Raw genomic sequence first — 21,659 nt, 5'->3', positions numbered from 1 at the left:
TGAATTAAATGTCTTTGGTAAGCTTTTTTACGATCTTATTCTCAGATAAAAACTCCTTTAAAATAACTTTTATAGCCGTATAGGCTGGTACAGCAATGATTAATCCGATGACTCCAAAAAGGATTCCTGTAATTAATATAACAAGGAATATTTCTAACGGATGTGACTTTACACTTTTAGAAAATATAATGGGTTGACTGAAGAAATTATCAACCAATTGTCCGATGATAAACACTATAAACACCCAAAAGGTTTTTGGTAAAATTATATTGCTAAAACTTTCTCCAAGATTACTAGTCATAGTTAAAGTAAGCATTAAAAATGCTCCAACTAAAGGCCCCACATAAGGAATAAGGTTTAAAAGGGCACATAAAAATGCAATAACAATAGCGTTTTCAACACCAATAATTAAAAGGCCAATGGTGTAAATAATAAAAAGAATTAGAATTTGAAAAATGAGGCCTACAAAGTATCTAGAAAGTAGGTCTTTTATTTTAGTTGAAGATTTTTTCCATCGAGATTCTTTGTTATCAGGTATAAAAGTCATGATACCATTTTCAAACAACCGACTATCTTTTAAAAAGAAAAACGAAATAAAAAGTACAGAAAACAATCCAATACTAAAACTACCTAAACCACTTATGATGGAGTTCAAAAAATTAGGAATTAAAGCAAAATCTATTTTAGATAATAAATTTGACTCTTTCAAAGATTGCTCAACATCAATTTGATGCAAGTCAAAATAAGTGATAATTTCAATGTATAAATTCTCAATATTTCTTTGTAATTCATTAATGTTTAATAGTGATAAATTTTGCCCTTGTTTTATTACCAACGGGATAAATAAACCTACTAAACCTGCAAATATTCCTAATAAAAGCACCATGGTAACAATTACAGCAATGGTGTTTTTAAACTTCAGTTTACCCTCTAAAAACAAAACAATGGGTCTTCCAATTAATGAGATAACGGCAGCAATGGCAATATACCCAATAACGGATTGTACTTTATAAAGAAAGAATAGCACTAGAGCGACACCTAAAATAATAGCGACTGCTCTTAGAATACCGCTGGAGATTGTTTTAGAATTCATTTAGTAAATATATAAAATGGTTTACAAAAGTTGCTTAGTGATTTCGTATAATGCGATATTGGTTGCCTGTACCACATTCATGCTGCTATTATGACCAAACATATCGATGTGAATAATGGCATCTGATTGCTCTAAAATATCTGCTGAAACCCCAAAATTTTCATCACCAATTATTAATGCGATGGGTTTTTCTTTTGAAAACTGAAAGGAGTGAATGGGTTTACTGTTTTCAGTAATTTCCAATGAAATAATTTGATAGCCTTTAGCTTTTAATGTTTTAACCACTTTTGAGGCGGATTGCTTTATTTCATAAGCAACTACTTTTTCAGTGGCTCTAGAAGTTTTTGTCATTTTTCTTCCTAGAGAAACATCACCACAAAGGATAAGTTTCTCAATTCCAAAAGCATCTGATATTCTAAATAGACCTCCAATATTTGGAGCATTAGTTACATTATCGCATACCAGCGTAATTGGAAAAGTGCGTTTTGAAAAGTTGGTGTTGTAGTGTGTAAGTTGCATTTTTAGTTGGCAGTATTCAGTAGCAGTTTGCAGTCATTAAAAGCCTTAAGGTCTTTGCGTCTTTGCGAGACATTTTAATTCTCAAAAGCATATTTAATAATATTAGCCCCCATTTTAAGGGCTTTTTCTCTAACATCTGCAGGGTCGTTGTGTACTTCTGGGTCTTCCCAACCATCACCCAAATCGCTTTCATATGTAAACAATAGAACCAGTCGGTCTTCAACAAAAATTCCGAATGCCTGCGGACGTTTGCCATCATGTTCATGTATTTTTGGTATTCCGTTGGTAAATTTAAATGCACTATTAAATATAGCATGATTTGTTGGGAGTTCTATCAAATCCTTATCTGGAAATACCTTTTTTAACTCTTTAGTTATGTAGGGTTGCATACCGTAATTATCGTCAATATGCAAAAACCCACCAGACATTAAATAATTACGTAAATTTTCAGCATCTGCTTCACTAAAAAACACATTACCATGACCAGTCATATGTAAAAAAGGATATTGAAAAATATCGGTGCTACCAACTTCAACTGTCTCTGGTTTGGTACTAATTTGGGTATTTATATTTTGATTACAAAAAGTAATAAGATTTGGTAATGCGGTAGGATTTCCATACCAATCGCCACCGCCTTTATATTTTAAAATGGCTAAATCTTGAGAAAATAAGAAAAGAGAAAAAAGAGAAAAGACAAAAGATATGGTTAACTTCATATTACTCGTTTATAAATGCAACAGAATGGCAAGCTACAATGGCAGCGGTTTCGGTTCGTAATCGGGTTTCTCCCAAAGTTACAGGAATAAAATTATTTTGAAGCGCCATTTCAATTTCTTTAACAGAAAAATCGCCTTCAGGTCCTATTAAAATGGTAATATTGGTTTTTGGCTTTAGTTTATTTTTCAGTGATTTTCTATCGGTTTCTTCACAATGCGCTATAAATAAATCTCCTGTAATATTCTGCTTTATAAAGTCTTTAAAAGGAATGGCGTCATTTAAAGTTGGTAAATAACAACTTAAAGATTGTTTCATAGCCGATTGTAAAATACGTTCAAAACGGTCTGTTTTAATAACTTTTCGTTCACTATGGTCGCAAATAATAGGGGTAATGCTATCTACACCTATTTCGGTAGCTTTTTCTAAAAACCATTCGTAACGGTCGTTCATTTTGGTTGGAGCTACAGCCAAATGTAAATGGTAGCCATTTTTTGATTGCAGTGTTTTTGAAACAATTTTAGCACTACATTTATTAATATTGGGTACTGAAACTTGAGCAGTAAACAACCAACCTTTACCGTTTGTAATATGTAATTCGTCGCCAACCGTTTTTCTTAGCACTTTTACAATATGCCTACTTTCTTCTTTATCAAAAGTAAACTCTTGAGTTGTTTCGGTGATATTTTGATTGTAGAAGAGTTGCATAAAGCGAAGATAAGAGAATTATAATTTTGCCACGAATACACTAATAAATATTATTTCCAATCTTCAAGAGTCCAACCTTCTTGCAATCTTTCAATTATATATGTATCATTCATTATACCGTGAGGAGAAAGTAGTAATTCCTTATCTGATAGTACTTCTTTAAAAATGAGTTTTAATGTATTTCTATCAACTATATTCCAACCATTAATGTTTTCTCCAATAATATGTTTGGACCTTGCAAATCTTGCAATTCTGAAATTATTAGGAATTTTGAAATTCCCGACTTTTTCCACAAGCCTTCTTCGAAATGCAATATTCAGAATAAATTCTGTACACCATCTTTCTTTTTTGTCTACATCTTCTTGAGAAATTAAACCGTTTTGAGAAATAAAATCTAAAACTCTAATGTAGTGTGTTCTATCTATAGTTTTATCAATAAATTGAAGAAAGCCAAAACCAATTTTAGTTTTAATTTTGAAAACATCGCCTTTTTCGATTTTCGCCATATAATTAAATTTTTAACCTCGCCGAAGCTGCTACATTTTGTTCAGCAAAATCACTTTCTAAATATTTTAAATAACCTACTATGGCAATCATAGCGGCATTATCGGTGGTAAATTCAAATTTTGGGATATATGTCGTCCATCCAAATTTTTGCTCGCCATCTTTTAAAGACTGACGAATACCTGAATTTGCAGAAACACCACCACCAATGGCAATATGTTTAATACCTGTTTGTTTTGATGCTAATTTTAACTTGTCAATCAAAATGCCAATAATGCTATATTGAATGGAAGCGCAAATATCGTTTAGGTTTTCTTCAACAAAATTTGGGTTTGCTTTTGTTTCTTTCTGAATAAAATATAAAATAGCAGTTTTTAAACCTGAAAAACTAAAATTTAAACCATCCACTTTTGGCTTTGTAAATTTAAAAGCTTTTGGGTTTCCTAATTTAGCACGTTTGTCAATTTCGGGTCCCGCAGGATAACCTAAACCTAAAATTTTCCCGCTTTTATCAAAAGCTTCACCAACAGCATCATCAATAGTTTCACCAATTACGGTCATATCAAAATAATCATCAACTCTAACAATTTGAGTATGTCCTCCAGAAATAGTCATCGCAATAAACGGAAACGGTGGTTTGTTAAATCCCTCTTCATCGATAAAGTGTGCTAAAATATGACCTTGCATATGGTTAACATCAATTAATGGAATGTTTAAACCATAAGCCAACGATTTTGCAAATGACGTTCCTACTAACAAACTACCCATTAAACCAGGACCTCTGGTAAAAGCAATAGCTTTAAGTTGGTCTTTGGTAATATTAGCTTTTTTAAGCGCTTGATGCACTACAGGCACTATGTTTTGTTGATGCGCTCTAGAGGCTAATTCTGGCACTACACCACCAAACTCTTCATGTATTTTCTGGTTAGCGACAACATTACTTAAAATACGCCCGTTGTGTATTACGGAGGCTGCTGTATCATCGCAAGAAGACTCAATTCCGAGGATATAAATATTTTGTGAAGACATTAATAAATATTAGGCACAATAATTGTTAATTTTGAAAACGAATAAACATCTCAATCGTTATTTTTAGTCGTAAATACAAAAGTAGTTTATTCTTAATAAAGTTATAACTTTAAGCGTATCAAAAAATTTCTAAAAATATTGTACAAGATAGTAGGTATACTACTTATGATATTCATCATTCTGGTGTTAATATTATCGATACCTGCTGTTCAAACAAAACTTGGTAAATACGCTACAAAAAAACTAAATCAAGAATTTAAAACCAACATCAATATTAATAGAGTGAGTCTTCAATTTAATGGCGATGTAGAGCTTAAAGAAATTTACATTCAAGATTATAAAAAAGACACGCTGATAAGTATAAAAGAGCTGAATACTTCCATTTTAAGTTTCACAAAATTGTATAATGGGAATTTGGTTTTTGGCGATATTGATATTATTAACCTATTTTTTAATATAAAAACTTATAGTGGAGAAGATGAAACGAACTTGGATGTTTTTGTAAACAAGTTTGAAGACGATAACCCAAGAAAGGAAAAGAGCGAATTTCTTTTGTCATCTAGTGATGTTTCTATTTACAATAGTATTTTCAAACTATCCGATGAAAATAGAGCTACCACTAAAGTCCTCCACTTTGAAGGTTTAAACATTAACGCAACTAATTTTTTAATAAATGGAAGTGATGTAAGGGCCAGAATAAACACGTTAGCATTTAAAGACAGTAGAGGCGTAGAGGTTAAAAATATGATGACTGATTTTGCATATACGTTAACTGATATGACTTTTGCTAACCTACAAATAAAAACACCTAACTCGGTTTTAAAAGGCGATTTAAAATTTTCTTACCAAAGAGAAGACTTGCAATATTTTACAGATAAAGTTTTAGTAAATGCAAGTTTTAAGGATTCTAATGTTTTTTTAAATGAGCTTAACACTTTTTATAATGAGTTTGGAGTAAATCAGTCAGCTAAGTTTAGTGTTGACTTATTGGGTACATTAAATGATTTAAAAACTAATAACTTAAGGTTAACCACCAGCACGAAAACTAAAGTATATGGTGATATAAATTTTAAAAACCTCTTTAATAAAGAACCCGATAATTTTTATATGAATGGCAGTTTTAGTGATTTAACATCAACATATAAAGATTTAAAAGACTTATTACCGAATGTTTTGGGAGAAGCCATACCAACCTCGTTTGATAGGTTAGGCAAGTTCACCATTGTTGGAAATTCTAAAGTTACATCATCTAATATTATTGCTGATATTGAAATTGACACAGATTTAGGATTTGTAGATTCAAACTTAGAAATAAGTAAAATTAATGATATTGACAACGCTAATTATAAGGGAAAAATAATTTTTGAACAGTTTGATTTTGGTACTTTCTTGGAAGATCCTACCATAGGAAGTGGTTCATTAAATTTTGATGTTAACGGAAAAGGATTTGTTTCAGAAACGCTTAATACGGAAGTTAAAGGAGATATTTTTGAAATTGAATATAATAAGTACAATTACAAAGGAATCAAAGTAGCAGGGACTATTAAAAACAGAATTTTTGATGGTAATTTGTTTGTGAAAGACCCAAACCTGCAATTAAGCTTTAATGGACTTGTTGATTTCTCGGAAAACATAAAAAAGTATGATTTTGAAGCGGTTGTAGATTACGCTAACTTAAACACATTAAACTTCGTAAAAAAGGATAGCATTTCTATGTTCTCAAGTAGTGTTAAAATGAATATGAATAGCAGTAGTTATGATGACGCTTATGGAAGAATAGCTTTTCAGAATACCGTTTATAGAAACGAGAATGACACGTATTACTTTGATACCTTTAACATCTCATCAAGATTTGAGGGCGATACACGTTTTATAGAATTCAGTTCGCCAGATATTATTGAAGGTGAACTAAAAGGACGTTTCGTGTTCAAGGATTTGAAAAAACTATTTGAGAATTCTATAGGGCATATTTATACCAACTATATTCCACATAAAGTAAAAGCAAACCAAAATATCGATTTCAATTTTAAAATTTATAACAAGATTATTGAAGTTTTATATCCAGAGGTGGAACTAGGATCAAACACTTTTATACGTGGAAGAGTTGAAAGTGAAGAAGAGAAGTTTAAACTTACCTTTAAATCGCCAAAAATTAAGCTCTTCGATTATTTTGCAAATAATATTGAAGTTCAAGTAGATAATAGTAACCCCGTATTTAATACCTACGTAGAAATTGACAGTTTAAACACTAAATATTATAATGTTTCAAAATTCAATTTAATTAATGTAACGGTGAACGATACGTTATTTATGCGATCCGAGTTTCATGGTGGAAAAAATAATAACGACGCTTATAATTTAAGTTTTTACCATACTATAAATGATAAGAACGAGTCTGTTATTGGTTTCAAACAATCCGATATTACCATCAAAAACAATAAGTGGTTAATCAATGAAGCCCAAGATAAATTTCATAAAATTTCATTTGATAAAAAGTTAACAAAATTTAATATTGATAAGTTTAAAATCAATCATAACAATGAAGAAATAAGACTCTCAGGCTTTATAAAAGATTCAACCCAAAAAGACATTAAGCTTAATTTTACTAATGTAGATTTAGCTAAAATAACACCTGATATTGATAGTTTATCATTAGCAGGTAACGTAAATGGTAAGTTAGACATTCTTCAAAAAAATGGAAGTTATCTACCAAATTCAACCATTGTTATTGACGATTTTAAGGTAAATAACTTTTTATTAGGTTCATTTGATGCTACTATAACTGGTAATGAGTCGCTTACCAACTATAATGTAAATGCTACTATAAAAGATGACGAATCGAAATCTTTTAGTGCTAAAGGAGATATTACAGTTTCTGGCAGGCAATCAAGAATTGATGTGGTTTTAAATTTAAACAAGTTTAATTTATTCCCTTTAAACCCTCTACTAGATGGGGTTTTAAGTAATATTCGAGGTACAGCTACAGGTGATGTTAAAGTTGTTGGAGATTTAAGACAACCTGATATAAATGGTGATTTGGTATTAAATAATGCTGGATTGGGTATTCCCTATCTTAATGTAGATTATGATTTTGGGGATAATTCTTCAGTGGGCTTAAAGAATCAAACCTTTATTTTTAACAATATTAATTTAACCGATATTAAGTATAACTCTAGGGGCCAATTAAACGGAACTTTAAGCCATATTAATTTTTCAAACTGGAACCTAGGATTAAACGTAACAGCCTCAAGGTTATTAATTTTAGATACTCAAGAAACTGAAGAATCTTTATACTATGGCACTGGTTTTATAGGTGGTAGAGCTAGTTTAATGGGGCCCACTGAAGAGTTGGTAATAAGTGTAATAGGAGAAACAAAACGTGGTACGGTATTTAAGATTCCTTTAAATGATGCCGAATCGTTTGGTGATAACTCATACATTCATTTTCTGACGAGAGAAGAAAAAGAAGCTCGAAAAGCAGGAAAAGAAATTGTTTTTGACGAAATAAAAGGTCTCGAGTTAGATTTTGATTTAGATATTACTGAAGATGCGGAAGTTGAAATTATAATTGATAAAAATACAGGACATTCTTTAAAAGGACGCGGTAGAGGAGGCTTGCTTGTTGAAATCAACACGAATGGAAAGTTTGATATGTGGGGTGATTTCTCCGTTTTTGAAGGTGTTTACAATTTCGCTTATGGAGGTATTATACAAAAAGAATTTACCGTACAACCAGGTGGAACCATAGCTTGGGAAGGAGATCCGCTAGATGCTTTAATAAATATGCGTGCAATTTATAGAACACAAGCAAACCCGTCACCATTACTAGACAATCCAACAAACAGAAGTATCCCGGTTGAGTTAAATATTGCTTTAACAGGTAATTTAGAGCAACCTAATCCAGAATTTAATTTTGAATTCCCAAATGTGAGTTCAACTATTAAATCCGAGCTTCAGTATAGATTAGAATCAGAAGAGGATAAACAAAACCAAGCGCTTTATTTAATATCTACAGGGTCTTTTTCACGTGGAATAAACGAGGTTAATTTTTCTGGTACCATTGCTGAACGACTTAATGGAATTATTAATGGTATTTTTACCAATGGAGATAGTAAGCTTAATATTGGGTTGAATTATGAAGCAGGACAAAATAGACCTGACTATCAAACTGATGATAGATTTGGAGTTACACTACAAACCCAAATAAGCGATCGAGTTCTTATAAACGGTAAAGTGGGTGTACCTGTTGGTGGTGCTACAGAAACTGTTATTGCGGGCGATGTTGAAATAGATTTTCTTTTAAATGAAGAAGGAACCCTAACTGCTAAAGTGTTTAATAGAGAGAACAGTATTCAAAATTTCGGAGAGCAAATTGGCTACACACAAGGAGTTGGACTTTCTTATAATGTAGATTTTGATACTTTTAAAGAATTACTTCAAAAACTCTTTAAAAAATCAGTAAAAGAAGAGTCTGTTATAGAAGAAACACTAGAGGTAGAAAAAACAAGCCCATTACCTGATTTTATTTCGGTAAAAACACCTTCAAAAGAATAAGTAAAAAACGCCCTAATTATTTACAAAAAACCTAATTATCAACTAAAACGTTATAGTTTTAAAAGTGATATAAAATACTATAAATGCTATCGATATATGCTATTTGTTTAGTAATTTTACACTTGCAAATTTTAAAAATTAATGCCAAAAACAATAAAAAAATTAGCGGTTTTAACCTCAGGAGGCGATTCTCCTGGAATGAATGCAGCCATTCGTTCAGTCGTTAGAACTTGTGCTTATCATGAAATTCAATGCGTTGGTGTGTACCGAGGTTACGAAGGATTAATTGAAGGAGATTTTAAGGAAATGAGCGCGAGAAGCGTAAAAGGGATTATCAATAAAGGAGGTACTATATTAAAGTCGGCTCGTTCAAAGGAATTTAGAACTATAGAGGGCAGACAAAAAGCTTACGATAATTTAGTTAAAGCCGATATTGATGGCTTGGTGGTTATTGGAGGAGATGGCTCTTTTACTGGGTCGCTTATTTTTAATCAAGAATTTGGATTCCCAGTTATGGGGATACCAGGAACTATTGACAATGATATAGTTGGGACATCTCACACTTTAGGTTTTGATACTGCATTAAATACTGTAGTTGACGCCATCGATAAAATTAGAGATACAGCTAGTTCGCATAACCGATTATTTTTTGTTGAGGTTATGGGACGAGATGTAGGGCATATAGCATTAAATGCAGGTATTGCAGGTGGTGCTGAGGAGATTCTCATCCCTGAAGAAAATTTAGGTTTAGAGCGATTAGTAGATTCATTAAATAGAAGTAGAAAATCGGGGAAAACCTCAAGTATTGTCATTGTTGCTGAAGGTGATAAAATTGGAAAAAACATTTTTCAACTTAAAGATTACGTAGATGAAAACATGGAGGGTTACGACGTAAGAGTGTCTGTTTTAGGGCATATGCAACGTGGAGGCGCACCGTCTTGTTTCGATCGTGTTTTAGCAAGTAGAATGGGTGTAAAAGCCGTTGAGTCTTTATTAGACGGACAAACAAATTATATGGTGGGATTACTTAACGGTAAAATGGAACTAACACCTTTAGAAAAAGCTATTAAAGGAAAAACAAAAATAAATTTAGAATTATTGCGTGTCTCTGATATTATGAGCACTTAACATTTATAGGTAAAATTATGTCAAAATTAAAATTAGGAATTAACGGATTTGGAAGAATAGGTAGAATCGCTTTTAGAGTTGCGGTTTCAAGACCAGATATTGAAGTAGTAGGTATTAACGACTTATTAGATGTAGAACATTTAGCGTATTTATTAAAATACGATTCTATTCACGGTCGTTTTAGTGGTACTGTGGATGTAAAAAATGGAAACTTAGTAGTAAACGGAAAAGAAATTAGAATTACTGCAGAACGTAATCCAGAAGATTTAAAATGGGATGCTGTTGGTGCAGAGGTTGTATTAGATTGTACAGGAATCTTCACTACTTTAGAAAAAGCACAAGCACATATTACAGCGGGAGCCAAAAAGGTTGCGATTTCAGCACCATCGGCAGATGCACCAATGTTTGTTATGGGTGTAAATCATGATAAAGTAACTGCAAAAGACACTATTGTTTCAAACGCTTCATGTACAACTAACTGTTTAGCACCACTTGCTAAAGTTATCAATGATAATTTTGGTATTGTTGAAGGTTTAATGACTACAGTTCATGCTACTACTGCTACTCAGTTAACAGTTGATGGTCCTTCTAAAAAAGACTGGAGAGGTGGAAGAAGTGCATTAGCTAATATCATTCCATCATCTACAGGAGCAGCAAAAGCGGTAGGTAAGGTTATTCCAGAATTAAATGGGAAATTAACTGGTATGGCATTTAGAGTTCCAACTCCTGATGTATCTGTAGTTGATTTAACAGTTAGAATTGAAAAATCAGCATCTTGGGATGAAGTTAAAGCGGCTTTAAAGAAAGCATCTGAAAACGAATTAAAAGGCATTTTAGGTTATACTGAAGAGGCCGTAGTATCTCAAGATTTTGTTTCGGAGCCTATGACTAGCGTTTTTGATGCCGAAGCAAGTATTGCTTTAAATGATAATTTTCTTAAATTAGTATCTTGGTATGATAATGAGTTTGGTTATTCAACTAAATTAGTTGATCTTGCTCAACACATAAGCAAAATTTAATTTAAGCGTATAATAGTTATAACAGCTCCTCAGAGATATTGTACAAAAACCTACAAGCAATCTGAGGAGTTTTTTTATCTTAAGACTTATGATTTTAATTGTTGACAGTGGCTCTACTAAATCTGATTGGATTGCAGTAGACAATAAGGGAAATAAATTACTGGAAAAGATTCGTACCAAAGGGCTTAATCCAGAAATCTTATCTGAGCAAAAACTTAAAAAAACAATTAAGAAAAACGCTGATTTAAAAACCCACAGAAAAGATGTTACGCATGTTTTCTTTTATGGTGCTGGTTGTGGAACCGACAGAGGAAAAGAAATGGTGTTCAACGCTTTAAAAGAAGTGTTTGTAAATGCGGTTATAAAGGTTGAGGAAGATACTTTAGCGGCGGTTTATGGCACTATTAATCATGACACTGAAGCTGCGGTTGTTTGTATTTTAGGTACAGGTTCTAATTGTAGTTATTTTGATGGTAAACAATTGCATCAACGTGTGCAGTCTTTAGGATATATTTTAATGGACGATGCATCTGGTAATTATTATGGAAAAGAGTTAATAAGAGATTACTATTTTAATCATATGCCAGAAAATATTAAAATTGCTTTTGGCGCTAAATTTAATTTAGAGGCAGATTATATTAAATATAATATTTATAAACAGCCTAATCCAAATGCTTATTTGGCAAACTTTGCTGAGTTTATGTTTTTAAACAAAGATTCTGACTATATTTTACAATTAATAAAAAAGGGTATTCGATTGTTTGCTAAAAACATGATTATGCAATACAAGGAAGAGATTAAAACAGTACCAGTGCATTTTGCAGGGTCTATTGCTTTCTTTTCTCAAGACCTAATAAAAGAAGTGGCTCTAGAAATGGGTTTTGTAGTTGGTAATATAGAACGTAGGCCAATCGATGGTTTAGTAGCATATCACACAAAAAATTTATAATGATTTATTTCAATAAAGATTAAAAAAAAAGAGAGGTTTTTGCCTCTCTTTTTTTTTTATAAACTACTTTTTTACGATTTATAAACTCTATTTTCTTGTTCGTTAACTCTAATAAATGTAGTTCGTTTAGTTAGCTCTTTCAGGCGTTGAGCTCCAACATAAGTACAAGTACTTCTTAACCCGCCCAAAATATCCTGTAAGGTATTGTCAACATTTCCCTTATAAGGTATTTCAACGGTTTTTCCTTCGCTCGCACGATATTCTGCTACGCCACCAACATGTTTTTTCATAGCGGTACTTGAACTCATTCCATAAAATTTTCTGTAGGGTTTACCTTGTTTTTCTATAATTTCACCACCACTTTCAGTATGGCCAGCAAGCATTCCTCCTAACATCACAAAATCTGCTCCTGCACCAAAGGCTTTGGCAATATCGCCAGGAGTTGTACAACCACCATCACTAATTATCTGTCCACCCAAGCCATGTGCAGCATCTGCGCACTCAATAATAGCAGACAGCTGTGGGTAGCCAACTCCTGTTTTAATTCTTGTAGTGCATACAGAACCAGGTCCAATACCCACTTTAACAATATCGGCTCCAGATAATAAAAGCTCTTCAACCATCTCTCCAGTTACCACATTTCCTGCAATAATAACTTTATCAGGATATAAGGTTCTTGTTTCTTTAACAAAATCTGCAAAATGCTCGGAATAACCATTCGCAACATCAATGCAAATAAACTTTAAATAGGGATTAAATTTAAATATACTGGCTAACTTCTCAGAATCTTGCTTACTTATTCCAGTACTTACAGCAATATAATCTTCAATGTTTTTTGACAAACTGGATGAAAACACATTCCAATCGGTTATAGAATAGTGTTTATGTATTGCGGTAAACAATTTTTTATCAGATAAGGCTTTTGCCATTTCAAAAGTACCAACAGTGTCCATATTTGCTCCCATGATAGGTATTCCAGACCAAACAAACGAACTGTGTAAAAATTTAAATTCGCGTTCTAAATTTACTTCAGACCTACTTTTTAAAGTAGAACGTTTTGGGCGAATCATAACATCTTTAAATCCCAATTTTATGTCATTTTCTATACGCATTTTCAATAGTTATTAGAGTTATAAATTTACAATTTTTCGAGTTCAAATTTTAATAAATCGGCGAGAAATATAAAACTTAAATAAGTTCAATACTTTTGTTAATTAATATATTTATAGATATGTTTGTTGAAACGTACTTTTAAATGAGTTTTTTCCCAAAATCTATTAAATCCATAAAAGTAAAAAGGAAATTATCTTTCTTTATTCTTATTTCCATAAGTGCTATTCTAATAATTGGATACGCTGTTCTTGAAAAACATATCTATTTTAAAAGTGCCGCTCTTTTTTTATTTATTCTAGCAGTTGTTCAAGTTTTTGTTTTACAGTTTTTTTTAAAGAATCAATTAAAAAATGAGGTTATAAAAGAAAATTTAAGACTTAGGATTGAAGAACTAAAAAGCAGCCTAGAAGCATCTGATAAAATTGCTGACCACAAATCCATCTACCTTTCCAATATGAGCTATGAGGTTCGAACACCTTTAAATACGGTTTTAGGGATGCTCAATATGCTGAAACAAACGGAATTGGATAATGACCAAAAAGCCCAAGTTGAAATTGCCGAATATTCTTCTATGCATCTTTTGCAGTTGGTAAATATGGTAACTGAAAATGCTAAAGTTGATGCTGGCGAATTAGAACTCAATTTATTAACTATGGATTTAAAGTCTGATTTATCAAGACTTTTTAAGGTTTTTGAGTATCAAGCATGGGAAAAAGGGTTGGAGTTTGAGTACAAATTTTTATACGAAGAAAAAGATAAGTTTTTAGTCTTAGGGGATTCAGCCAGAATTCAGCAAGTATTAATTAATTTGATTAATAATGCTATTAAATTCACTAATGCGGGAAAAATATCCATCATAGTTGACCAAACAGTTAGTATTGATGACGACCAAATTGTTACTTTTTATATAAAGGATACAGGTATTGGTATGAAGCAGGAGGAAGTAAAAACTATATTTAAAGATTCTAAAAAAACGTATAATTCCTCTATGATGAGAGACTATAGAGGTGGTGGTATAGGGCTGTCTATTTGTTATCAGCTAGTTAAAAGTATGGGTGGCGAATTAAAACTAGAAAGTAAAGAAAATGAAGGCTCTACATTTTACTTTAGTTTACAATTGAAAAAAACCTTGAATATTAAAACACAAGAGGAAGCTTTCAATCCTATTTTACTTGATAAATTTAATGTTTTAGTTGCCGAAGATAATAGAATGAATCAAAAGGTAATTAAGTTTTTATTAGAACGACAAGGTGCCCAATGTACCTTTGCAAAAAACGGATTAGAAGCCGTTGATCTTTATAAAATTTTAGATTTTGATATGATTTTTATGGATATCTATATGCCAGATATGGATGGTTATGAAGCCACAAAATTTATTAAGGATACGGAAAAATATAATATTAAAAATACACCTATAATTGCTGTTTCGGCAAGTGCTTTTGAAGAAGATATAACGAAAGCAAAATTAGCAGGAATAGATGATTTTTTAGCAAAACCTATTGAGGTTGTAAAACTAAAGGAACTACTTATAAAACACTCAAAAAGTAGAACCTCTGTTTAATACGTAGCTTATTTAGCTGCTATCATACTAATTTCTACATTCACATTTTTGGGTAATCTAGCTACTTGAACCGTTTCACGAGCGGGCCCACTGGTATCACCAAAATAACTACCATATACCTCATTAATTAAACCAAAATCGTCCATATTGCTAATAAAAATGGTTGATTTAATAACGTTTTCAAAAGTCATATTTGCAGCCTCCAAAACAGCCTTTAAATTTTCCATTACTTGCTTGGTCTCCGTTTTGATATCATCTAAAACGAGGATGTTAGTTTGTGGATGTATGGCTATTTGTCCAGAGGTGTATAAAGTGTCTCCATATAAAACCGCTTGATTATAAGGACCAATAGGAGCAGGGGCATTTTTAGTAGTAATAATAGTTTTCATAATGGATAACTTTTATAATTGAATATCTGGCTGGCTTCGTTTTTCGTATTTAAGGTCTTTTAAAATATTTGATTTAATACCTATGAAAAAGTTCCAAGACGCTCTAGTGCTGAATGGAATCCAGCTAAAATTCATTCTCCAACTTAATAAATCGCGTTCAAAACGTAGTTGCGTATAAGTGAAGCCTGCATTTTTTAAATCGTAACCAGAGGAAGCACCAACTGACCATTTATCTGATAATTGAATATCACCAGAAAACATAAGTGAATGTGATGAAATTTCATTTTGCCTTCTTGAATTGGAATAATTAACGGCATAAGCAACTCTTAAAGTCCAAGGTATTTTAAAATTGTACAATTCACTCGGTTCTTCATCGCCGTCTTTGTCTTTATCTCTATTGAGTTGTTGATTTGCAAAGTCTTGTGATACGCCAAATAAATCATCATCACGACCACCGCTTCTTACATTTTCATCAATACCGGGATCTCGTTTATCATCTTTTTTATCTGCTTGTTTACTTGATAGTGACCAACTTGCTGTTAAGTTGGCACTCGTTAGTCTAAAAAGGCTACCGCCATTATCAATATTAAATTTATCAATTCTGTTATTATTACTATCAAGTGCATAAGGGTCTAAAGTAGCGCCAAAGTTAATGCTCAATTTATTTTTGAAAAGTTGTGTCCCACCGCTCATTCTTACAGGACTCCATTGTAAAGAATCACCAGCAAAATTATAAGAGGTTGAAAAATTTAGATTGTTTAAAAGAATGATTTTCTTCGGTTCTGTGGCGGTACTATCTTTGTCTTTAACTTTGGCCTCAAAGTTGTTAGCAACAGATATTCCCATAGAGCTTGAAAAGTTCTTACTTGGAGTGCCAAAAACACCTTGCTCAAAACGCGAATATTCTACTTCACTTGTAGTTAACCCGTCAGCGCTTATTACTTCATAGGAATCGTAGTATTGATCAAACGCTGGATTGATATTGTAACTAATCGAAGGCCTCATTACATGTCTAATCTTTTGTATTTTCGGGTCCTTTCCTTCCTTTTCAAAATTAAACATCCCATAAATGGTAGTTCCAATACTAGTACTAAAATTATAAGTTCTAAACGAATCGAATCCATTTACATCCTCAGTAACAGTTTCTCTATTTACATTATCATAGTATCGGTTAATAGTTTTAAAAGTCCAAACCTCATTATAGCTAGTATTTGCACTAACACTAAAATGCTTAAATACTTTAAAGTTGGTGCTTAAGGGTATAGTATGTTGAAAACCAGCTTTTGCATCGTCAAACATTTCCTTTTTAAAGAATAAAGAGTCCGTTGTTTGAATTCTATTTTCACCACGGATGTTATATTGTAAGTTAATATTTTGGATTAATCCTTTTTTAGAGCCAGTTTTTGAAGCAAAAGGATACATTCTACCAACACTTCCTTGAAATGTGGGAAGCGTCATATTGATGGTTTCAGTATTAGTATTTTGAGAGTGGGTAGCTGTGACACTATAGTTAACTTGTGGTTCGCCTTGAAACGTTTGCGAATAGGATACTGAAGATGACAAGGTGTTATTTAAAAAAGCCCCGGTATTTATTTGATTAATCGAGTTACGGTAATAAGTACTACTACCTAAGTTTACCGATGCTGAAAAACGGGCGTTTGGATTTGCTTTAGAATCTTGGCTATGCGACCATCGTAAATTGTATATGGTGCTTCTCGCATAATCAGGGAAACCACGTTCACTAGTGATTAGGTTTTCATATCTAAAACCTACATTACCTCTAAACTTATAGCGTTTTACGTAGGTGCTTTCCATACGCATACCATAACTCCCATTAGTATAGTAATCACCCAAAACAGCTAAATTTAAATAATCATTAATGGCAAAATAATAACCAAAATTTTGTAAAAAGTACCCTCGGTCGTTTTGCTCACCAAAGCTAGGTATTAATACTCCAGAAGTTTGTTTTTCACTTTGTGGAAAAAAACCAAAGGGTAACCCTAATGGAGTAGGCACATCATAAATAAAAAGATTTGCTAAACCTGTTACAATTTTTTTTCCAGGTACAATTTTAGCTTTCCTAAGTTTTATATAATATTCAGGGTCATCAAGGTTTTCTGCGGTGGTATATTTTGCATCTTTTAAGAAGTAAACCGAGTCATTTTCTTTCTTTGTAATACTAGCAATTACGGTACCTTCACCTTGCTCCGTTTTAGAATTAAAGATGAGGGCTTTTTTAGTTTCGGTATTAAAAATAAGCGAGTCTGGTTCTACTACATTACTCCCTTGAGTTAAAACAGGTTTTTGTATGTAGCCTTCAATAGAATCTGTTATACCTTTTGCATAAACAGTATTTTTATAATAGTCTACTACGATGCTACCAGCTGTAATGTTCATATCACCATAGTCAATCCTCGCATCATTATATAAATAAAGTCTCTGATCTTTTTGGCTAAATTTGGTATAATCAGTAGCGTGGTATTTAACTATGTGTTCTAAAAGTTCTTTTTTAGGTTTTATGGAGTCTTTTATAATAGAGTCTTGTTCTTTTTCTGAAACTTCAGGTTTAGATATCGAATCTGTTGATACTATTACTATATCTTTTTCTGATTTTTCTATGGGTTTCCCTTTTACTGGAATGTCTTGAGCGAAGCTTAACGTGTTAATAAACACTGTAAAACTTAATGCAAAAAGTATTTTAAAGTTGTTTGTACGCAACGCTTTTAAATGTATTTTTGTAAAAGTATGGCTCGGTTTTTGAAAAGCCAAAATTACATATATTTTTCTGGGATTGATTTATTATTTAATTAAAAATTTAAAATTTAAAACCCACTCTAAATGGATAGGTAATAAAGTAAGTTTTTTAATCGTTAATCCTATAAAAACATATCCTTTTATAGCTTTCATTTAAACATAAATTAGTTTTTACTAAATGCACCTGATAAAAAAAAATAGAATTCACCACTTTAAAACGAAGGGCTTATTCCTTTTCGTATGCTTTATAATATTATTAACACTTTCTTCTTTCATTTCTAAAGAAGAGACTCATAATTCCAAAAAGTTTGTAGTCGTGTTAGATGCTGGACACGGAGGTAAAGACCCAGGGAAGCCATCAAAATACGGGTTTAAAGAAAAAGATATTGCGTTAAAAATTGTACTACTAGTAGGTAAAGAACTCGAGAAAAATCCTAATATAAAAGTAGTATACACGCGCAAGACTGATGTGTTTATTGAATTAGCTGACCGCCCAAAAATTGCAAATAAAGCCAATGCCGATTTGTTTGTATCTATTCATTGCAATGCACATCATACACAAGCGTATGGTACAGAAACTTATGTACTTGATGTTGGAAATACAAATCGTAACTTCGAAGTAGCAAAAGCGGAGAATGAGGTAATATTTTTAGAGGATGACTACCATGAAAAATATGGTGGATTTAATCCTAATTCACCAGAATCATTTTTAGCCGTATCCTTAGCACAAGAGGAGTATACGGACCAAAGTATTTTATTGGCGAGCTTAATTGAAAAGAATTTTGCAAATAAAATTAAAAGAAAAAGTAGAGGTGTAAAGCAGGCGAGTTTATGGGTAATTCATCAAACAGCAATGCCTAGTGTTTTAATTGAAACAGGATTTGTCACCAATAAAAGTGAAGGGGCATATTTAAATTCTAGTAAAGGGCAACAAGAAATTTCTACATCCATTGTAAATGCCATTTTAGAATATAAAAATAGCCTTGTTAGAAATACGGGCGAAGATTACGCCGATATTGTTGAAGAAGTTGAGGAGCACATAAATGAAACCCCAAACGATATTGTTTTTAAAATTCAAATAGCAGCTAGTTCAAAAGCCATTGATACCAAACCCTATAACTTTAAGGGATTAGATAGTATTTCACGATTAAAAGAAGGCAATCTCTATAAATATTTTTATGGCAAAACTGCTAATTACCAAGATACAAAAATGCTAGAGGAAGAAGCAAAAAGAAAAGGTTATACCTCTTGTTTTGTTGTAGCGTTTAAAGCAGATAAAAAAATTGACTTGGTTGATGCAATAAAATCAACCGCTAATTAACCTAATTCTTTTTAAATTTATATTAAATTTGTTTTCCAAACATATTTATTTTGAAGATATCAAAAGAAGTTAAAACAGGTACACTTGTAATATTAGGAATTATCCTTTTTATTTTTGGTTTTAATTATTTAAAGGGAAAAAACCTTTTAGAATCTACCAATGTTTATTACACAGAATTTAATTATAATGCGCTAAGTAAATCCTCTTTGGTTACCGTTAAAGGTAATCCCGTAGGTAAAATTACAGACATTAGTTACGACTATAAAACAGGGAAAACGAGAGTCGCTTTTTTTGTAAACGAGCAATTGAAGTTTTCTAAAAATAGTATTGTAAGAATGTACGAAACGGGTCTAATGGGTGGTAATGGTCTTGCCATAATCATTAGTAAAGAAGGAGAACAAGCAAAACCTGGAGACGTATTAAAATCGGAGGTTGAAGTTGGTCTGGTAACAAGTCTTTCAAAAAATTTCTCTGGATTAAGTACCGATTTAAATGCTACATTAAAATCAACAGACACTTTAATGTCGAGTTTAAATAAATTAGTTTCTGATGAATCTGCTGATGGTTTAAAGAGTACCATTGCTGAGTTAAATGCAACTCTGAAATCGTTTAAAAATACTTCAAATTCCGTTAATGGTTTAATTAATGAGAATGATGATAAGATTGCCGAAATTCTCGAAAAGTTTAAAGTATCAAGTGAAAATTTAGCATCATTAACAACTGAATTGAAAGATGCTAACATTGGATCAACTGTAGAATCTTTAAATAAAACATTAGCCAACTTAAACAACTTGCTAGCCACTATTGATAAAGGAGAAGGAACATTAGGAAAACTACTTAAAGATGAAGGTGTATACAATAATATTGAAGCAGCTACAAAAGAAATGGAAGAGTTGTTAAGAGATATTAAATTACACCCAGCTCGATATAGACGAATTTTATCTAAAAAAGAAATTCCTTACGAAGGGGATAAAACCAACTAAACATTAATGGAATATTTACCCAATATACTTTTTGGAATTATACTAGTTCTAGGCATTGGTTTTTTTACGAAAAATGTAAAAAAGCTAATCCGAAATATAAAGTTAGGACATGATGTAGACGTTAGTGATAATAAATTGCAGCGTTGGAAAAATATGGTAATGATTGCTTTAGGGCAAAGCAAAATGGTGAGACGCCCTATAGCTGGTATCCTACATGTTATCGTTTATGTTGGATTTATCATTATTAATATTGAGGTATTAGAAATAATTATCGATGGGCTTTTTGGAACACATCGTATTTTTTCAACTTTCTTACCCGAATCTGTATATGGTTTCCTAATAGGTAGTTTTGAAATTTTAGCAGCATTAGTTTTTATTTCAGTAATCATATTCTGGGCTCGTCGTAATATCATAAAACTCCAACGATTCTGGAAAGCAGAAATGACAAGTTGGCCAAAAAATGATGGTAATCTTATTCTGTATTTTGAAATGGTTTTAATGACCTTATTTTTAGTAATGAACGCAACAGATGTTCATTTTCAAGAAATGAATTCAGGAAACATCATAAGTCAACATATTGCCACGTGGTTTTCAGGATTATCAGAAAACACGCTTCATTTCATTGAAAGAGCTGCTTGGTGGCTACACATACTTGGTATTTTAGTGTTCCTAAACTACTTATATTTTTCAAAGCATTTACATATTCTTTTAGCGTTTCCAAATACCTATTATGGAAAATTAACACCAAAAGGGCAGTTCAATAATGTTGAGGCCGTTACTAAAGAGGTTAAAATGATGATGGATCCAAATGTTGATCCATTTGCTGCACCACCAGAAGGAGTGGAAAATACTGTGCCTGCAAAATTTGGCGCGAGTGATGTACAAGATTTAAGTTGGGTAAACCTCCTAAATGCTTACACTTGTACTGAGTGCGGACGTTGTACGAGCGAATGTCCTGCAAATCAAACAGGAAAAAAACTGTCGCCTCGAAAAATCATGATGGATACTCGTGATAGATTAGAAGAAGTTGGCAAAAACATCGATGCTAATAAGGGTGAATTTAAACCAGATGGTAAGCAATTATTGGATGACTATATAACTCGCGAAGAATTATGGGCTTGCACCAGTTGTAGTGCTTGTGTTGAAGCTTGTCCCGTAAGTATAGACCCTTTGTCAATCATACTAGACATGCGTCGTTATTTAGTAATGGAGCAATCAGCAGCACCAATGGAATTAAACAATATGATGACGAATATTGAAAATAACGGAGCACCTTGGCCTTATAATCAAATGGACCGATTAAACTGGAAAAACGAATAAT

17 protein-coding genes are annotated in these 21,659 nt (G+C 32.2%); 8 read left to right on the top strand and 9 right to left on the bottom strand.

Annotated elements, in window-relative coordinates:
• Positions 1-4: 4 nt before the first annotated feature.
• The 6 genes from L3X39_RS05730 to tsaD form a co-directional block, all read right to left on the bottom strand.
• The gene (locus L3X39_RS05730; protein ID WP_237230816.1) at positions 5-1,093 is read right to left on the bottom strand and encodes an AI-2E family transporter; all 1,089 of its coding nucleotides are present in this window, start codon (positions 1,091-1,093) and stop codon (positions 5-7) included.
• A 21-nt stretch (positions 1,094-1,114) separates the two neighbouring features.
• Positions 1,115-1,612, bottom strand: a complete 498-nt coding sequence (locus tag L3X39_RS05725) for a TrmH family RNA methyltransferase (protein WP_237230815.1) — start codon at positions 1,610-1,612, stop codon at positions 1,115-1,117.
• Between the two features lie 74 nt (positions 1,613-1,686).
• Positions 1,687-2,328: a DUF4159 domain-containing protein gene (locus L3X39_RS05720; protein ID WP_237230814.1), complete on the bottom strand. Its 642-nt coding sequence runs from the start codon at positions 2,326-2,328 to the stop codon at positions 1,687-1,689.
• Between the two features lies 1 nt (position 2,329).
• Positions 2,330-3,034, bottom strand: coding sequence for a 16S rRNA (uracil(1498)-N(3))-methyltransferase (locus L3X39_RS05715; protein ID WP_237230813.1), 705 nt, complete (start codon positions 3,032-3,034; stop codon positions 2,330-2,332).
• 50 nt (positions 3,035-3,084) lie between these two features.
• The gene (locus L3X39_RS05710) at positions 3,085-3,540 is read right to left on the bottom strand and encodes a hypothetical protein (RefSeq protein WP_237230812.1); all 456 of its coding nucleotides are present in this window, start codon (positions 3,538-3,540) and stop codon (positions 3,085-3,087) included.
• A 4-nt stretch (positions 3,541-3,544) separates the two neighbouring features.
• The gene (gene tsaD / locus L3X39_RS05705; RefSeq protein WP_237230811.1) at positions 3,545-4,567 is read right to left on the bottom strand and encodes a tRNA (adenosine(37)-N6)-threonylcarbamoyltransferase complex transferase subunit TsaD; all 1,023 of its coding nucleotides are present in this window, start codon (positions 4,565-4,567) and stop codon (positions 3,545-3,547) included.
• 165 nt (positions 4,568-4,732) lie between these two features.
• On the opposite strand from tsaD, the gene L3X39_RS05700 reads away from it, so the two are divergent.
• From L3X39_RS05700 to L3X39_RS05685, 4 genes are all read left to right on the top strand, one after another.
• A complete protein-coding gene (locus L3X39_RS05700) occupies positions 4,733-9,121 on the top strand; it encodes a translocation/assembly module TamB domain-containing protein (RefSeq protein WP_237230810.1) in 4,389 nt (1,462 codons plus the stop codon).
• A 141-nt stretch (positions 9,122-9,262) separates the two neighbouring features.
• Positions 9,263-10,249 carry a 6-phosphofructokinase gene (pfkA, locus tag L3X39_RS05695; RefSeq protein ID WP_237230809.1) on the top strand — a complete coding sequence of 329 codons (987 nt, stop codon included), beginning with the start codon at positions 9,263-9,265 and terminating at the stop codon, positions 10,247-10,249.
• A gap of 17 nt (positions 10,250-10,266) precedes the next feature.
• Positions 10,267-11,268, top strand: coding sequence for a type I glyceraldehyde-3-phosphate dehydrogenase (gene gap / locus L3X39_RS05690; RefSeq protein ID WP_237230808.1), 1,002 nt, complete (start codon positions 10,267-10,269; stop codon positions 11,266-11,268).
• An 88-nt stretch (positions 11,269-11,356) separates the two neighbouring features.
• Entirely contained in the window at positions 11,357-12,217 is an 861-nt protein-coding gene (locus tag L3X39_RS05685; RefSeq protein ID WP_237230807.1) for a BadF/BadG/BcrA/BcrD ATPase family protein, read from the top strand.
• Between the two features lie 71 nt (positions 12,218-12,288).
• Here the strand turns inward: L3X39_RS05685 and L3X39_RS05680 are convergent, their stop codons facing one another.
• On the bottom strand, positions 12,289-13,329 hold the full coding sequence (locus L3X39_RS05680) for a GMP reductase (RefSeq protein ID WP_237230806.1): 1,041 nt from the start codon (positions 13,327-13,329) through the stop codon (positions 12,289-12,291).
• Between the two features lie 143 nt (positions 13,330-13,472).
• On the opposite strand from L3X39_RS05680, the gene L3X39_RS05675 reads away from it, so the two are divergent.
• Positions 13,473-14,891: an ATP-binding protein gene (locus L3X39_RS05675; RefSeq protein ID WP_237230805.1), complete on the top strand. Its 1,419-nt coding sequence runs from the start codon at positions 13,473-13,475 to the stop codon at positions 14,889-14,891.
• 8 nt (positions 14,892-14,899) lie between these two features.
• Here the strand turns inward: L3X39_RS05675 and L3X39_RS05670 are convergent, their stop codons facing one another.
• Both L3X39_RS05670 and L3X39_RS05665 read right to left on the bottom strand, forming a co-directional pair.
• Positions 14,900-15,280 (bottom strand): RidA family protein, encoded by a 381-nt coding sequence (locus L3X39_RS05670; RefSeq protein ID WP_237230804.1) that lies wholly within the window; start codon positions 15,278-15,280, stop codon positions 14,900-14,902.
• A gap of 12 nt (positions 15,281-15,292) precedes the next feature.
• Positions 15,293-18,049 carry a putative LPS assembly protein LptD gene (locus L3X39_RS05665; RefSeq protein WP_237230803.1) on the bottom strand — a complete coding sequence of 919 codons (2,757 nt, stop codon included), beginning with the start codon at positions 18,047-18,049 and terminating at the stop codon, positions 15,293-15,295.
• 163 nt (positions 18,050-18,212) lie between these two features.
• Between L3X39_RS05665 and L3X39_RS05660 the strand changes: the two genes are divergently transcribed.
• From L3X39_RS05660 to L3X39_RS05650, 3 genes are read left to right on the top strand one after another with little or no spacing between them, the layout of a single operon-like run.
• Entirely contained in the window at positions 18,213-19,355 is a 1,143-nt protein-coding gene (locus L3X39_RS05660; protein ID WP_237230802.1) for an N-acetylmuramoyl-L-alanine amidase family protein, read from the top strand.
• Between the two features lie 50 nt (positions 19,356-19,405).
• Positions 19,406-20,338 carry an MlaD family protein gene (locus tag L3X39_RS05655; protein WP_237230801.1) on the top strand — a complete coding sequence of 311 codons (933 nt, stop codon included), beginning with the start codon at positions 19,406-19,408 and terminating at the stop codon, positions 20,336-20,338.
• A 6-nt stretch (positions 20,339-20,344) separates the two neighbouring features.
• Positions 20,345-21,658, top strand: coding sequence for a 4Fe-4S dicluster domain-containing protein (locus L3X39_RS05650; protein ID WP_237230800.1), 1,314 nt, complete (start codon positions 20,345-20,347; stop codon positions 21,656-21,658).
• Position 21,659: the final 1 nt, after the last annotated feature.

Source organism: Flaviramulus multivorans (genome assembly GCF_021728415.1).
Classification (GTDB): Bacteria; Bacteroidota; Bacteroidia; order Flavobacteriales; family Flavobacteriaceae; genus Sabulilitoribacter; species Sabulilitoribacter multivorans.
This window is presented reverse-complemented; position numbering and strand designations above follow the sequence as displayed.

Bases quoted from the DNA above. Each gene is read 5' to 3' on its own strand.
- L3X39_RS05730 (WP_237230816.1), bottom strand. From the start codon at position 1,093: ATGAATTCTAAAACAATCTCCAGCGGTATTCTAAGAGCAGTCGCTATT.
- L3X39_RS05725 (WP_237230815.1), bottom strand. From the start codon at position 1,612: ATGCAACTTACACACTACAACACCAACTTTTCAAAACGCACTTTTCCA.
- L3X39_RS05720 (WP_237230814.1), bottom strand. From the start codon at position 2,328: ATGAAGTTAACCATATCTTTTGTCTTTTCTCTTTTTTCTCTTTTCTTA.
- L3X39_RS05715 (WP_237230813.1), bottom strand. From the start codon at position 3,034: ATGCAACTCTTCTACAATCAAAATATCACCGAAACAACTCAAGAGTTT.
- L3X39_RS05710 (WP_237230812.1), bottom strand. From the start codon at position 3,540: ATGGCGAAAATCGAAAAAGGCGATGTTTTCAAAATTAAAACTAAAATT.
- tsaD (WP_237230811.1), bottom strand. From the start codon at position 4,567: ATGTCTTCACAAAATATTTATATCCTCGGAATTGAGTCTTCTTGCGAT.
- L3X39_RS05700 (WP_237230810.1), top strand. From the start codon at position 4,733: ATGATATTCATCATTCTGGTGTTAATATTATCGATACCTGCTGTTCAA.
- pfkA (WP_237230809.1), top strand. From the start codon at position 9,263: ATGCCAAAAACAATAAAAAAATTAGCGGTTTTAACCTCAGGAGGCGAT.
- gap (WP_237230808.1), top strand. From the start codon at position 10,267: ATGTCAAAATTAAAATTAGGAATTAACGGATTTGGAAGAATAGGTAGA.
- L3X39_RS05685 (WP_237230807.1), top strand. From the start codon at position 11,357: ATGATTTTAATTGTTGACAGTGGCTCTACTAAATCTGATTGGATTGCA.
- L3X39_RS05680 (WP_237230806.1), bottom strand. From the start codon at position 13,329: ATGCGTATAGAAAATGACATAAAATTGGGATTTAAAGATGTTATGATT.
- L3X39_RS05675 (WP_237230805.1), top strand. From the start codon at position 13,473: ATGAGTTTTTTCCCAAAATCTATTAAATCCATAAAAGTAAAAAGGAAA.
- L3X39_RS05670 (WP_237230804.1), bottom strand. From the start codon at position 15,280: ATGAAAACTATTATTACTACTAAAAATGCCCCTGCTCCTATTGGTCCT.
- L3X39_RS05660 (WP_237230802.1), top strand. From the start codon at position 18,213: ATGCACCTGATAAAAAAAAATAGAATTCACCACTTTAAAACGAAGGGC.
- L3X39_RS05650 (WP_237230800.1), top strand. From the start codon at position 20,345: ATGGAATATTTACCCAATATACTTTTTGGAATTATACTAGTTCTAGGC.